The sequence below is a fragment of the Orbus hercynius genome (assembly GCF_003634275.1).
In the GTDB taxonomy this organism is placed as follows: domain Bacteria; phylum Pseudomonadota; class Gammaproteobacteria; order Enterobacterales; family Orbaceae; genus Orbus; species Orbus hercynius.
This window is the reverse complement of sequence record NZ_RBWY01000005.1, coordinates 66,781-80,094: the sequence shown is the minus strand read 5'-3', so window position 1 is coordinate 80,094 and position 13,314 is coordinate 66,781. Positions and strand designations below refer to the sequence as shown.

At 39.6% G+C, this 13,314-nt stretch carries 12 protein-coding genes, 2 tRNA genes and 1 rRNA gene; 7 read left to right on the top strand and 8 right to left on the bottom strand.

Features of this window, described 5'->3' with window-relative positions:
* The 4 genes from rrf to DES39_RS10460 form a co-directional block, all read left to right on the top strand.
* Window positions 1-84, top strand: a 5S ribosomal RNA gene (rrf, locus tag DES39_RS10475); the annotation flags it as partial.
* Window positions 85-139: 55 nt separating this feature from the next.
* Window positions 140-216 (top strand) — tRNA-Asp (locus DES39_RS10470).
* 9 nt (window positions 217-225) lie between these two features.
* A tRNA-Trp gene (locus tag DES39_RS10465) sits at window positions 226-301 on the top strand.
* A 137-nt stretch (window positions 302-438) separates the two neighbouring features.
* Window positions 439-777, top strand: a complete 339-nt coding sequence (locus tag DES39_RS10460; RefSeq protein ID WP_121145898.1) for a MaoP family protein — start codon at window positions 439-441, stop codon at window positions 775-777.
* 3 nt (window positions 778-780) lie between these two features.
* Here DES39_RS10460 and DES39_RS10455 read toward each other — a convergent pair whose 3' ends face one another.
* From DES39_RS10455 to znuC, 3 genes are all read right to left on the bottom strand, one after another.
* Window positions 781-2,304 carry a YifB family Mg chelatase-like AAA ATPase gene (locus tag DES39_RS10455; RefSeq protein ID WP_121145896.1) on the bottom strand — a complete coding sequence of 508 codons (1,524 nt, stop codon included), beginning with the start codon at window positions 2,302-2,304 and terminating at the stop codon, window positions 781-783.
* A 155-nt stretch (window positions 2,305-2,459) separates the two neighbouring features.
* Window positions 2,460-3,260: a zinc ABC transporter permease subunit ZnuB gene (gene znuB, locus DES39_RS10450; RefSeq protein WP_121145894.1), complete on the bottom strand. Its 801-nt coding sequence runs from the start codon at window positions 3,258-3,260 to the stop codon at window positions 2,460-2,462.
* Entirely contained in the window at window positions 3,253-4,026 is a 774-nt protein-coding gene (znuC, locus tag DES39_RS10445; RefSeq protein ID WP_121145892.1) for a zinc ABC transporter ATP-binding protein ZnuC, read from the bottom strand. Before znuC ends, znuB begins: the two co-directional genes overlap by 8 nt.
* Before the next feature lie 75 nt (window positions 4,027-4,101).
* Between znuC and znuA the strand changes: the two genes are divergently transcribed.
* Both znuA and mepM read left to right on the top strand, forming a co-directional pair.
* Window positions 4,102-5,034: a zinc ABC transporter substrate-binding protein ZnuA gene (znuA, locus tag DES39_RS10440; RefSeq protein ID WP_121145890.1), complete on the top strand. Its 933-nt coding sequence runs from the start codon at window positions 4,102-4,104 to the stop codon at window positions 5,032-5,034.
* A 30-nt stretch (window positions 5,035-5,064) separates the two neighbouring features.
* Window positions 5,065-6,462 (top strand): murein DD-endopeptidase MepM, encoded by a 1,398-nt coding sequence (mepM, locus tag DES39_RS10435; protein ID WP_170143398.1) that lies wholly within the window; start codon window positions 5,065-5,067, stop codon window positions 6,460-6,462.
* On the opposite strand, the gene sfsA is transcribed toward mepM, so the two are convergent.
* The gene (gene sfsA / locus DES39_RS10430) at window positions 6,452-7,162 is read right to left on the bottom strand and encodes a DNA/RNA nuclease SfsA (RefSeq protein WP_121145887.1); all 711 of its coding nucleotides are present in this window, start codon (window positions 7,160-7,162) and stop codon (window positions 6,452-6,454) included. The genes mepM and sfsA overlap by 11 nt on opposite strands.
* 74 nt (window positions 7,163-7,236) lie before the next feature.
* Between sfsA and mrcB the strand changes: the two genes are divergently transcribed.
* Window positions 7,237-9,567: a bifunctional glycosyl transferase/transpeptidase gene (gene mrcB / locus DES39_RS10425; RefSeq protein ID WP_121145885.1), complete on the top strand. Its 2,331-nt coding sequence runs from the start codon at window positions 7,237-7,239 to the stop codon at window positions 9,565-9,567.
* Here the strand turns inward: mrcB and csdE are convergent, their stop codons facing one another.
* The 4 genes from csdE to ubiU are packed head-to-tail and all read right to left on the bottom strand — an operon-like array spanning window position 9,568 to window position 13,153.
* Window positions 9,568-9,996 carry a cysteine desulfurase sulfur acceptor subunit CsdE gene (gene csdE, locus DES39_RS10420; RefSeq protein ID WP_121145883.1) on the bottom strand — a complete coding sequence of 143 codons (429 nt, stop codon included), beginning with the start codon at window positions 9,994-9,996 and terminating at the stop codon, window positions 9,568-9,570.
* 28 nt (window positions 9,997-10,024) lie between these two features.
* Window positions 10,025-11,227, bottom strand: coding sequence for a cysteine desulfurase CsdA (gene csdA / locus DES39_RS10415; protein WP_121145881.1), 1,203 nt, complete (start codon window positions 11,225-11,227; stop codon window positions 10,025-10,027).
* Entirely contained in the window at window positions 11,227-12,102 is an 876-nt protein-coding gene (locus DES39_RS10410) for a U32 family peptidase (protein ID WP_121145879.1), read from the bottom strand. Before DES39_RS10410 ends, csdA begins: the two co-directional genes overlap by 1 nt.
* A gap of 55 nt (window positions 12,103-12,157) precedes the next feature.
* Window positions 12,158-13,153: a ubiquinone anaerobic biosynthesis protein UbiU gene (ubiU, locus tag DES39_RS10405; RefSeq protein ID WP_121145877.1), complete on the bottom strand. Its 996-nt coding sequence runs from the start codon at window positions 13,151-13,153 to the stop codon at window positions 12,158-12,160.
* Window positions 13,154-13,314 lie beyond the last annotated feature (161 nt).

The window sequence follows — 13,314 nt, the reverse complement described above, 5'->3', positions numbered from 1 at the left end:
CCCATGCCGAACTCAGAAGTGAAACGCCGTGGAGCCGATGGTAGTGTGGGGGTTCCCCCATGTGAGAGTAGGTCACCGCCAGACTATTAAATATGTGATACTTAAAATCTTATTAAAAGATTTTTATACCTTATTCGGTGGAGCGGTAGTTCAGTTGGTTAGAATACCTGCCTGTCACGCAGGGGGTCGCGGGTTCGAGCCCCGTCCGTTCCGCCAATCTCATCTAGGGGCGTAGTTCAATTGGTAGAGCACCGGTCTCCAAAACCGGGTGTTGGGAGTTCGAGCCTCTCCGCCCCTGCCATTATTTGATATAATTGCCTTATTTTTAATCGATTGAATCGCTAAATAACAATAAATTAAAAATTTCTATTTACAGATCTCTGCACTTAATTATAATCCGCAAAGCATTCAATTAAACTAAGTTATAAGGGATTAAAAATGACAGAAAGCTTTATTTCAAAGCAACGTTTTTTTGATAATAAAAATTACCCAAGGGGCTTTTCACGTCATGGTGATTTTACTATTAAAGAGTCTCAGCTTTTAGAAAAGTATGGTGTAGCATTTAAAGAATTGGATAGTGAAATTCGTAAACCCTTAACTGTCGATGAGAAGGCGTTTGTTGCTGTTTGTCGAGGGAAAAAAGAAGCGAGCAACGAATACGAAAAAGTGTGGTTGAAATATATTAACTGTGTTAATCGATCTAAAAAATTTCATACACTATCTGGTGGTAAACCACAAGTTGATATCACTGACGACTTTATCGATAATGATGATTAATTGTTAACCGATATTTTTATGTAGTTGTATTAAGAGTTTATCCATAGAACGATAACTCAATGCTTCAGTTATATGTTTTCGTTCTATGTCATTTTTATCATCTAAATCAGCAATTGTTCTTGATACTTTCAGTATTCGATGCCAAGCTCTAACTGATAGACCAAGTTTAATTAATGCTTGTTCCAAAAATAGATTATCTTCTGGTTTTATCAAACAATACTGATTAATATCTTGTGTTGATAATTGACTGTTAATTTTATTATTTCGTTTTATCTGCTTATCCCTTGCTTTGATAATTCTTTTTTTGATTGTCCGACTCGATTCCCCTTGCTGTCTTTGCTGGTGTAATGCGCCTTTTGGTAACAGTGGTACTTCGATTGAGAGATCAAATCTATCCAAAAAAGGACCTGAAAGTCGATTTAGGTAACGGATAATTTGTTGCGGTGGTGTTCGATTGTGGATTCCTTGATAATGCCCAGTTGGGCTTGGATTCATTGCGGCGATAAGTTGTACTTTAGCGGGAAAGGTAATTTTGGCATTGGCTCTGGAAATAATAATTTCTCCTGACTCTAAGGGTTCTCTCAGTGCATCGAGTACTTTACGACTAAATTCTGGTAGTTCATCGAGAAATAAAATGCCATTGTGGGCAAGTGATATTTCACCCGGTTTTGGGATCGTACCGCCACCGACTAGCGCCGCCGATGAAGCACTATGATGTGGCGCCCTAAAAGGTCTTTTTCGCCAATTATTGAGATTATGTGTCTGATTAGCCAAACTTGCAATGGCGGTTGTTTCTAATGATTCCTGATCATTTAGTGGTGGTAAAAGACTTGATAATCGGCTAGCAAGCATCGTTTTACCCGTGCCCGGGGGACCTATCAATAATAGATTATGTCCACCAGCTGCGGCAATTTCTAATACTCTTTTTGCATGTTCTTGTCCGATAATATCTTGTAGATCATGTTCTATGTAAGCCTCAGCTTCGGGGGCACGATAAACTACCCTCGATAAGAGTAACTGCTTACTGAAATGCTGACTAATTTCGGTTAAATTATGGCAGACCATCGCATTAGTATTATGAATAAGCGAAAGCTCTGATTCGTTTTCATTCGAAATGATTAATACCTTATCATTTTTTTGTGCTGAAATTGCTGCCGGAATTGCACCTTTTACCGCTCTAATTTGCCCTGATAACGCAAGTTCCCCCAAAAATTCATATTTGTGTAACGTATCAGTCACAATTTGCGCTGTTGCGGCTAATATAGCAACTGCTATGGGTAAATCAAATCGACTACCTTCCTTAGGCAGATCTGCAGGCGAAAGATTAACGGTAATTTTTTTAGAGGGAAAACTAAAACCACTGTTAATAAGCGCACTTCGTACGCGATCTTTTGCTTCCTTTACTGACGCTTCAGGTAAACCCACAAGCGTAAAACTAGGCATACCATTACTAATATGTATTTCTACGTCAATTTTTGGTGCTTGTATCCCAATACAAGCGCGAGTATAAATGGTAAATAAAGACAAAATATATTATCCGCTTTTATGTCGTTATAGGACTAATATATTACGGGCAATAATTGAATGAAATTAATTCGATGTTGATTATTGGGTAATAGATGGCACTTTGACCAATATTCTGCCATCCAACTAAACGCGTTTGCGATATTATTCACATAATCTCAGTTCATATTAAATTTAGCTAGTTTTGATATCACTAACGAAATAATAAAAAGTAATGCATTGATTATTACGACAGATGGCCCGGTCGGCGTATCATAATATGCTGAGAACATTAGCCCACCAATCACAGATGCCGAGCCGACTAATATGGCATAAAGTGCCATTTGTTCTGGGGTTTTTGCATAGAACCTTGCCGTTGCAGCGGGAATAATGAGCAACGAGGTAATAATTAAGGCACCCACAAATTTCATTGCCAGCCCAATGGTGAGTGCTAATGTTAACGTGAGTAAGAGTTTTGTCTTGACAACATTAATGCCATGGCTGAAGGCGAGTTCCTCACTGACGGTGACAAATAGAAATTTATTCCAGTTCAAAATAATAACGCATCCCACAATAACAATGCCACCGATCATCAAATAAATATCAGTAAATGTGATTGATAATAGATCACCAAATAGATAACCCATCAAATCGACACGAATATTTTTCATTAAACTAATTACCACAACGCCCAGAGAGAGTGAGCTGTGCGCTAAAATGCCTAATAAGGTATCAATGGCTATTTTTTGTTGTGACTCGAGGTAAACTAAAGCAATTGCTAAAATGACGGTAATGAATATCACGGCATAAAACGGATTGATATTGAGTAGAAAACCCATGGCAATGCCCAGTAGTGCTGCGTGTGATAGGGTATCACCAAAATATGACATTTTGCGCCACACCACAAATGAACCCAGCGGACCGCTGATACAAGATAATGCGATGCCAACGATTAAAGGTGGCAAAAGTAATTCAAACATGGTCAGTTTTTCCAAATTTGGGGAGTTGAATTCTGCCTTGATAGCGGTGTTTCGACGCTGGCTGATGAATATGGTGATGCTTATATACGGCTAATTGGTTAGCGGTATTTTGCCCAAACAATGCAATGAATTCGGGATCCGATGAAATTTGTGATGGTGCACCAACACAGCAGATATGCTTATTTAAGCAAATAACTTCATCGGTTTTTGCCATCACTAGATGCAGGTCATGTGAAACCATTAGCACCGCACAGTTAAAACGATGTTTGGCGTTAGCAATTAAGTTATATAATGACACTTGCCCATTGATATCGACACCTTGTGTCGGCTCATCAAGAATTAATAATTCAGGTTTTTTTATTAAAGCCTGTGCCAACAAAACACGTTGCATTTCACCGCCCGATAGCTGGTGCATGGTTTTGTTAATGAGCTTTTCGCCATTGACTTGATGCAGGATATTAACGATCTCATCATCGACAATATGACTGTTTAATTTGATAAAGCGCTTGACTGTCAGGGGCAACGTTGGGTCTAGTTTCAGTTTTTGAGGTACATAACCAATAGTCAGATTAGCTTTTCTAATAATGCTGCCTCTACTGGGTTGCAATAGCCCTAAAACAAGTTTGACTAACGTCGATTTGCCGGCACCATTTGGTCCTAGCAACGTAATGATTTTCCCCATTTCAATTGAGAAAGAGACATTCTCCAACACATTTTGCTGGTTAAATTCGACGAATATATTTTGAGCTGACACAAGAGGTTGCATAAAATTTAATTTGCTTATCTAAAAATGTGTTATATTATAACATAACATTTGTTTTTCAGGATAGAGGTATTATATATGTTTAGATATAATTTAATAATAAAATTTATTGCGTTATTTGTGATTGGCGGTGTATTACCGATTTCATATGCACAAGCAAGCATCGTTACATCAGTTAAGCCATTAGGTTTTATCACAGCCGCGATTGCTGATGGTGTCACCACCACTGAGATATTATTACCAGATGGCGCATCACCTCATAGTTATGCATTGAAACCGTCTGATTTAGTTAAATTAAAGTCAGCCGATCTCGTTATTTGGATTGGTGATGATATGGAAACGTTTTTACCGAGTCTACTGAGAAATATTGATGACGAGAAACAGTTATCTTTAGCTAATAACCCCAAAATTATGCCTTTATTGCGAGAAGGGCATGACGATGATCACGATGAAGATGGTGACGAACACGATCATCATCATGATCACTCACACGGTCATGAACTCGATATGCATATTTGGCTATCGCCGAAAATTGCCGCCGTAAGTGCGCAAATTATCCATGACAAATTGGTACAAATCTATCCCGATAAATCGGCGTTATTGGATAAAAATTTGGCAATGTTTATTGAGCAATTAAAAGAAACTCAACAAATTATTGCAAAAAAACTTAATAGCGTACAAAATAGCGGTTATTTTGTTTTTCATGATGGTTATGGTTATTTCGAAAATGAATTTAACCTCAATAATTTAGGTAGCTTAACTATCAATCCTGCAATTCAGCCGGGAATCAAAAAAGTTTATGAAATTCAAACCGAATTAAACGAAAAAAAGGCTGTTTGTGTTTTTAGAGAACCACAATTTAGCCCTGCTATTATTGATAAAATTATTAAGGGTACCGATGTAAAAGTTGGTGAGCTCGATCCCCTCGGAATGGGTATTGATTTATCAAAAGACGCATACAGTCATTTTTTATTAAATATTACACAACAGTTTTTAAATTGTTTAGCATGATTTAAAAAATATAAATAAAAGGTCATTCGAGTGCAACATACTGAGTCATCTAATACTGCAAGTAATAGAACTAAAGTTCCTTACATAACGGTATTTGGTGTTTTAATTCTAATCATTGTTTTTTTTGTATTATGGCGTCCGCTTAATCTTGACCGTACAACATATATTCCATTAACTCAGCAGGTACAAACTACGGTTATTGAACGAGAGCCATTGCCCGCTGTTGTTGGTAATGCGGCGATTGAAATTGTCGATGACAACACGGCTAATGAACCTAAACTGACCGAGTCATCGGATCAGCCAGAAGATGATATTGTGCAAGATGAAATTGATAAGGTTATCGCGCAAGAAGATAATTCAGTTCAATATACGGTTGGTCGGGGTGATACATTATATGGCATTATGATGCAATATGGTGTTAATCGTTCTGATATTTATTTATTAACAGAGCAATATAAACAACTTGCCAATCTGCGAATTGGCCAAGTGATTAGTTGGACTACTGATTCGGATCATAACCTGAATTCGTTTACTTGGATTATCTCCAATAATAACGTGCGTATTTATGAGCGCGTAGGTGATAAATTCACTGAGCGTACCGAAACCCGTGAAGGCGTTTGGGAGCCGTTTAGCGTTAGCGGAGAAATTGATTCCAATTTCATTGCTGATGCAAAAAATTTAGGTTTAACAAGTAATGAGATTGCCACTATAACCAAAGCATTGCAGTGGCAGCTAGATTTTCGACGTTTAAAAAAGGGTGATAAATTTTCGGTATTACTCTCGCGAGAAATGCTAGATAATATTCATGAAAATAGCCAATTATTAGCGGTGAGAATCCGAAATGGTAGTAAGGATTATTACGCTGTTTTAGCTGAAGATGGCCATTATTATGATATGAATGGTGGCAGTTTATCGCAAAGCTTTTTACGCTATCCGTTAGTGAAACAAGCCCGTATTTCTTCGGCATTTAATCCGCGGCGACTTAATCCTGTGACTAAAAAAATTACGCCACACAATGGCGTCGATTTTGCAGTTTCGCGTGGTACGCCAGTGCTTTCGGTCGGTGATGGTGAAGTTGTGATTGCTAAATATAGTGGCTCTGCGGGTAACTTTATTGCGATTCGTCATGGCCGTCAGTATACGACAAAGTATATGCATTTAGATAAAATACTGGTCAGAGCGGGTCAGCAAATTAAAAAAGGCGATCAGATTGGCTTGTCGGGTAATACTGGGCGTTCAACCGGTCCTCATTTACATTATGAGCTACATATTGACGGCAAACCTGTTAACCCATTAACGGCAAGTTTACCTGTCTCTGATGGCTTGACTGGTAAATCTAAAACAACTTTCTTAGAACAGTTCAAAGATATTAAAACCAAGCTAGCCTTTGCAACAGAAAAAGCAAGCTTGGTGAGCACTACACCATAATCGGTATGGCTTGATTTAGCTCAATTCCTGAGGTTGAAATATGTGTGTTATAACATCGTATTTCAACCCCTTGTTTCATTGCCTCAACAAGTAATCGGCAATAGCTGGGATCAATATGTGTTGCGGGTGAAAAAGTTTGAATGCCGGAATGTAGTACCAGAAAACAGACAACAGCTCTTTGCCCTTGTTGTGCCATTAATGTTAATTCACGTAAGTGCTTCTGCCCCCTCGTTGTTACCGCATCTGGAAAGTAACCTTTTACCGAGTTTGGTTCATGTAACGTGACTGATTTTACCTCTATATAACACCGATTATGCTGTGAATCTTCAAGTAATAAGTCAATTCGGCTATTTTCTTGACCATATTTTACTTCGCTGAAAATTTGCTCATACTGCACAAATTCGGCTAAACGGTGAGCGGTAATCGCTTCTTTGACGATACTATTCGCGCGAATGGTATTGACACAAATCCAGTGCCTTGCCTTCGTGTAGGTCAGTTCCCAACTATAAGCTAATTTGCGTTTGGGATTCGTTGACGTTGAATACCAAACGATATCACCAGAATTTGCACAGCCGGTCATAGCGCCAGTATTAGCACAATGGATGGTGATAATTTGACCATCAGATAACATGATATCGGCGAGAAAGCGTTTATAGCGTTGAATTAAAATACCCGATTGCAGTTGGGATGAAAAAAGCATATCTATACTCAAGATAAGATGAATTTATGATATTATACCTCACTAAAAAATAGTTGCGATGGAATGGGTTAGCGTTGAGTAAGCAAACTAAAAAAATAACGAAGAAAACCAAACCAAGAAGAAGCGTCAAAGCAATAGTGGGGCTGTTATTGCTCAAAATCGTTATCGTTGTGACGGCGATAACGGTGGTATTTGGTATTTATTTGGATCAGCAAATTAAAGAACGAATTGATGGTAATGTTTGGGAGCTACCCGCGGCAATTTATGGGCAGATTATTGAGTTAGAGCCTGATGATCACCGTAACCAGAATGAAATTATTGCGATTCTTAATAGTGTTCAGTATCGACAAGTATTAGTGGCAACAAGGCCTGGTGAGTTTGTTGTTAATAATAATAGCATTGAGATATATCGGCGACCATTCTATTTTCCTGATATGGAAGAACCCGCGCTTCGCGTGCAAATTACTTTTAATCAAAACCGTATTGCGCGCCTGATTAATGTTGATACAGGGCGTAATTTTGGTGTCTTACGTATCGATCCTAAACTGATCACTATGATACATTCCCCCAATAATGAGCAGCGCTTATTTGTTCCCTTAAAAGATTTCCCTGATTCACTAGTACAAACATTAATTGCCACCGAAGATAAGCGCTTTTATGACCATGACGGCGTGAGCTTTTACTCTATTTTTCGCGCCATTTATACCAATTTGACCACCGGTCGAACGGTACAAGGGGGAAGTACTTTAACTCAGCAGTTGGTGAAGAATTTATTTTTAACCAATGAACGTTCTTATATTCGCAAAATTCGTGAAGCGTATATGGCGATTATTTTAGATTTCCGTTATAGCAAGCAGCGAATTTTAGAACTGTATTTAAATGAGGTCTATCTTGGTCAAGATACCGATCAAGAAATTCATGGTTTTCCGCTAGCCAGTTTGTATTATTTTGGTCGGCCGGTTAATGAATTGACCCTTGATCAGCAGGCTTTGTTAGTTGGCATGGTAAAAGGCGCATCGGTTTATAATCCATGGACACGGCCAGAACGTGTATTGGAGCGACGTAATGTGGTTTTAAAACTGATTCAAGAACAAAATATTATCGATCAAGAGCTATATGGAATGCTTAAACAGCGGCCATTGGCTGTGCTACCAAAAGGTGGCGTCATTTCACCTCAACCTGCTTTTATTCAGCTCGTTAAGAGATCGCTACGTGAGCAACTTGGTGATCAGGCCAACTACTTATCTGGTATGAAAATCTTTACCACATTTGATCCGATAGCGCAAAATGCGGCTGAAAATGCGGTGGTTAATGAGATGGTGCGTTTACGCACGGCAATCAAAAAAGATGATCTACAAACGGCGGTCACCGTTGTTGATCGTACTACCGGTGAAGTACGGGCCATTATCGGCAGTGCCGAGCCCAATTATGCGGGATTTAATCGGGCACTATATGCAAGGCGGCCAATTGGGTCTTTAGCAAAACCACCAACGTATTTGACGGCATTAAGCCAGCCAGAACGCTATCAACTTAATGCTTGGCTTGATGATAAGCCACTCACCGTAAAAATAGACAGCCGTACAGTATGGCAACCTAAAAATTTTGATAAGCAATATCGTAATCAAGTGATGTTAGTTGATGCTTTAGCTAAGTCACTCAATGTGCCATCAGTCAACTTAGGGATGTCGGTCGGGCTTGATGCCACAGCAAAAACTTTGCTGGCTCTTGGTGTACCGAAAAATGAAATTAAAGCGGTTCCTTCCCGCTTTCTCGGTACGTTAGAGCTCACGCCGCTTGAAGCTGCGCAAATGTATCAAGTCATTGGTAATGGTGGTAAAAAATCGCCGTTAACAGTATTGCGCTATGTCGTCTCAGATAAAGGGGATCTTATTTATCAAAATTACCCCAATGCACAGCAAGCGGTATCCGCTCAAGGTGCTTATTTAACCACATTTGCTATGCAAAAAGTCGCCGAGTACGGTACCGCCAGAGTGCTTAACAGCCGCTATAGTGCCAGTTCTCTGGCAGCGAAAACCGGTACCACCAATGATCTGCGCGATAGTTGGGTGGTGGGCATTGATGGCAATAATGTGACGGTTATTTGGGTCGGTTTAGATGATCATAAGCCGATGCAGTTAACGGGATCATCTGGTGCATTAAAGCTTTACCAAAGCTATCTCGCTCGTAATGAACCTAAAGCATTAATTCAGCGTCAGCCGGCGAATATTAGCATGATTGATATCGATAGCAGTGGTCATTGGCAGTGTAGCGGCCTAGGGGTAAGAACGTTACCCGCTTGGACGGCTGATAAAAAACTACTTTGCGCTGGGTTTAATCAAGTACCACGAGATAGTGAACCGGAAAACAATGCCCCTAATTGGTTGAAAGAGATGTTTGGTTTTTAATCATCCATGATGTGCCGGGGCAGTTTGAGCAATGAACTTAATACGCTTAATGATATTAGTTAGTCCAAGCTGCCTTGAATCACTTAATTCGTCGATAATCTTGAGCTGCTTTAGGTTGGCTAAAAAATCGGTTTCAGCGATTTGCGTAGCGGTTTTATGATTAGCTAAAATCAGTAAAATAGTCAATAGTCCTTTGACGATTCGTCCTTCGCTATCCCCTAAAAACGTGAAGATGTGTTGCTGATTTTGCTGGTAAGCAAGCCAAACACGATTTTCGCATCCTTCAATCTGATTGTCAGTCGTGCGCAGATGAGCCGGAAAATCGGGTAACATTTTGGATAATTGAATAATTTGCCGATAGCGATCTTGCCAGTTTGTTAGGGGTTGAAACAGAGCCATAAGTTGTACTTCAGTGATGAGCGTTGTCATGATGCGTAACCTAACATTAAAAAGAGCGTTATTTTAATATATCAACCGCGCTTTGTAATGCAGAAATTAGCCGATCAGCATCAGTTTGGTTATTGTAAGGCATCCATGATGCTCGAACTACGCCGCGATAGCCTAAAGCTTTAATCAATGGCTGTGCACATAATTCACCTGCGCGTATCGCGATATTTTGTTCTGCTAGCAAAATGGCGATATCATCATGGTGAATGGTCGAAGAGACTAAGGTTAATAACGGGCTATTGGGAGTACTAATACAGGTTAACTCAGGAAGGTGCCTACTTAGTTGTGACTGACAATAATCAACTAATTGCTGTACATAAACATGGGCTTGATTGTGATCAAATAATGTTAACCAGGTTAATGTGGCATGAAAACCAACAAGTGCAGCAATATTGGGTGTACCTGCTTCAAACTTATACGGTAAATCAGCGGGTTCAAAACCCGAAAATGAGGCTGATTTGAGCATTTTTCCGCCACCTTGTCCACAGTCCATCTGCTGTAATAATGCCGATTTACCATATAGTATACCCAGCCCGGTTGGGCCATACAGTTTATGCGCTGAAAAAACATAAAAATCAATATCATATTGTTGTACATCAATTGGTCTGTGCACAATGCCTTGCGCACCATCGACGACAACAATTGCATTGAACTGATGGGCAATGTCGCTAATCACTGCAAGATTTGGCTCAAATCCGGTCACGTTCGACATTTGTGTCACCGCCACAATACGGGTTTTTACGCTCATAATCGACAGTAGGTGATCCGTCGATAAGTTACCATCGGCTTCAATTGGCCATTTAACCACTTTGGCACCGGTTTGTGCGGCAACTTGTAACCAAGGGATGATATTACTGTGGTGTTCCAATTCACTAACAATGATCTCATCATTGGCTTGCAAGAAATATCTGGCATAACTTTGCGCCACTAGATTAATTGATTCTGTTGCGCCTTTGCTCCAGATAATTTCGTGACTATGCTCAGCATTGATTAATTTGGCGGTTAATATTCTGACTTGGCTAACTTGCTCGGTCAAAGCGAGGGCTTGCGCGTGTTTACTACGCAATATCGTCGCCGCGTTATGTGTGTAATAGTTAGTTGTCGCATCAATCATCATTTGAGGTTTTAATGATGTTGATGCGGAGTCAAGATAGACTTCATCTGTTTGTCGTGAGGGGAAGTATGATCTAAATGCCGATGAATCGAACATCATTAGGATAACTCAAGCCCTGCAATACCATTCCAATAGCCATTACAATCACGGCCATTAGCTGTTTCAAGTGGTACAAGGCCCGACTCATTGGCTTTAAACTGTTTAATCACATCTAAGGTTTCAATGCCTTGTGGTGATAAGCGAACGATATCGACTAAACCGGGCATGTCCTGAAGATTATTACCTAAGTTATAGCAATAACCGCTTTGGGTTTGGATACCATTAAGGACAAAGACTTTTTGTTGTTCCTGTGAAAAAACTTCACGCCCAATTGGGTATTTGATGCAGCATGTTTCGCATTTATCTTTCGGTTTATCTTCTGATCTCGCGGTAAAGCAGCGTGCTGAATAAGCTAAAGGTAAATAACCATAGCTGAAAACTTCAACGTCAAATTTGCGTTCAATTTTGAGATCATCAAACTGACTTAATACATTACGTAACCAATCGCGTGAAAGCTCAACAGGCATACACCAACGAATCATACCTTGTTTTTGTAATAGCTTTAATGTGTAGGCGTTGTAGCAGTTAATTGCTGGACCTGCGACGAATGGTAAGTGATGTTCTTGTGCTAAATTGATAGCGGCTAAATCGTTAGCTTCAACTAAAAAGTCACCATTATCAACTAATTGACGCATTTCATTAATTTCAGAGGGGGCCTCAAGTAGCGCCAGTGTAGATAACACAACTTGTTTGCCTGACTTTGCTACTTCTTTGGCTAGCGATATCCAGTCGGCTACTTTCATCTCTCGCCGTTTAGTACAGACGGTCTCACCCATATAAATAACATCAGCTTCACTTTGCATTGCGGCATGATAGAATTTTTCTGTCTCTGTTTTAGGCCAATAATATAGCACAGGACCTAAGGCGTATTTCATAGTATCTTCCTAATTTTGCTCACATTTTTATATATTAATAGCTAATTATATCCGATTATTGCCATTTACGATGATAAGCGCCTAGCGTTGTTTGACTGCCTTCTGATAAGCTGCCAAGTGCTGTCATCCATTGTTTTTGTGCTTGATAAGCGGTTGGATTGGCTAAATAACTATCAATTGCTTGACGCCAGACTTTGGTGACCTGTGCAACGTACGCAGGGCTACGCTGACGGCCTTCAATTTTAACTGAGGCGATATTTGCCGCAAACAGCTCTGGCAGGAGTTCTAGTGTATTTAAGCTTGTTGGTTCTTCAATTGGGTGATAAAGCGTATTATCAACAAAATAACGACCTTTACATAAGGTTGGATAGCCAGCATTTTCGCCTTTTTTATGGCAATCAATAAGGACATTATTAAGCCGAGATTCAAGGCCTTTTTCAGTCTCTTCCCAGCGCACAAATTTAGCCGGAGAACAGGCACCAACGGTGTTAGGTGATTCGCCTGTTAAGTAAGATGACAGGTAGCAACGACCTTCCGCCATGATACATAAGCTACCAAAGGCAAATATTTCTAGTGGCACTGGACTAACTTGTGAAAGTTGTTTTACTTGATGCATTGATAAAACTCGAGGCAAGACAATACGATGAGGTTTGAAATTATTATGATAAAATTTTATTGATTCAATATTGGTTGAGGATGCTTGAACTGACACGTGACGTTCAATATGCGGATACGTTTCCAGTGCATATTCTAACATCGCCAGATCGGCAATAATTAACGCATCAGCGCCAATTTTAGCCGCCATATCAACCGCATGTTGCCAACGAACAAAATTATCCGGATGGGCAAATGTATTGATGGCAATATGTAATTTTTTACCTTTGCTATGCACATAGTCAGCGGCTTCATATAAGCGCTGTTCATTGAAATTCAGACCAGCAAAATGGCGAGCGTTAGTATCGTCTTTTAAACCAATATAAACAGCATCAGCACCATTATCGATTGCTGTTTTTAGTGCTGGTAGTGAGCCAGCGGGACATAAAAGTTCCATAATCTATACCTAAGAAAGAATATTACTTTGCTATTATGCAGCAAATTCTAAACCATTGCGAATGTTAAATGTTATCTCTATTACTGTGATACATAGAATCGATAATTATCGGACTGAGATCATTTGACGACCGAGATGATTTTATGAAATATACAAAAAAT

Bases quoted from the DNA above. Each gene is read 5' to 3' on its own strand.
- znuA (WP_121145890.1), top strand. From the start codon at position 4,102: ATGTTTAGATATAATTTAATAATAAAATTTATTGCGTTATTTGTGATT.
- csdE (WP_121145883.1), bottom strand. From the start codon at position 9,996: ATGACAACGCTCATCACTGAAGTACAACTTATGGCTCTGTTTCAACCC.
- ubiU (WP_121145877.1), bottom strand. From the start codon at position 13,153: ATGGAACTTTTATGTCCCGCTGGCTCACTACCAGCACTAAAAACAGCA.
- znuC (WP_121145892.1), bottom strand. From the start codon at position 4,026: ATGCAACCTCTTGTGTCAGCTCAAAATATATTCGTCGAATTTAACCAG.
- znuB (WP_121145894.1), bottom strand. From the start codon at position 3,260: ATGTTTGAATTACTTTTGCCACCTTTAATCGTTGGCATCGCATTATCT.
- csdA (WP_121145881.1), bottom strand. From the start codon at position 11,227: ATGATGTTCGATTCATCGGCATTTAGATCATACTTCCCCTCACGACAA.
- sfsA (WP_121145887.1), bottom strand. From the start codon at position 7,162: ATGCTTTTTTCATCCCAACTGCAATCGGGTATTTTAATTCAACGCTAT.
- DES39_RS10410 (WP_121145879.1), bottom strand. From the start codon at position 12,102: ATGAAATACGCCTTAGGTCCTGTGCTATATTATTGGCCTAAAACAGAG.
- DES39_RS10460 (WP_121145898.1), top strand. From the start codon at position 439: ATGACAGAAAGCTTTATTTCAAAGCAACGTTTTTTTGATAATAAAAAT.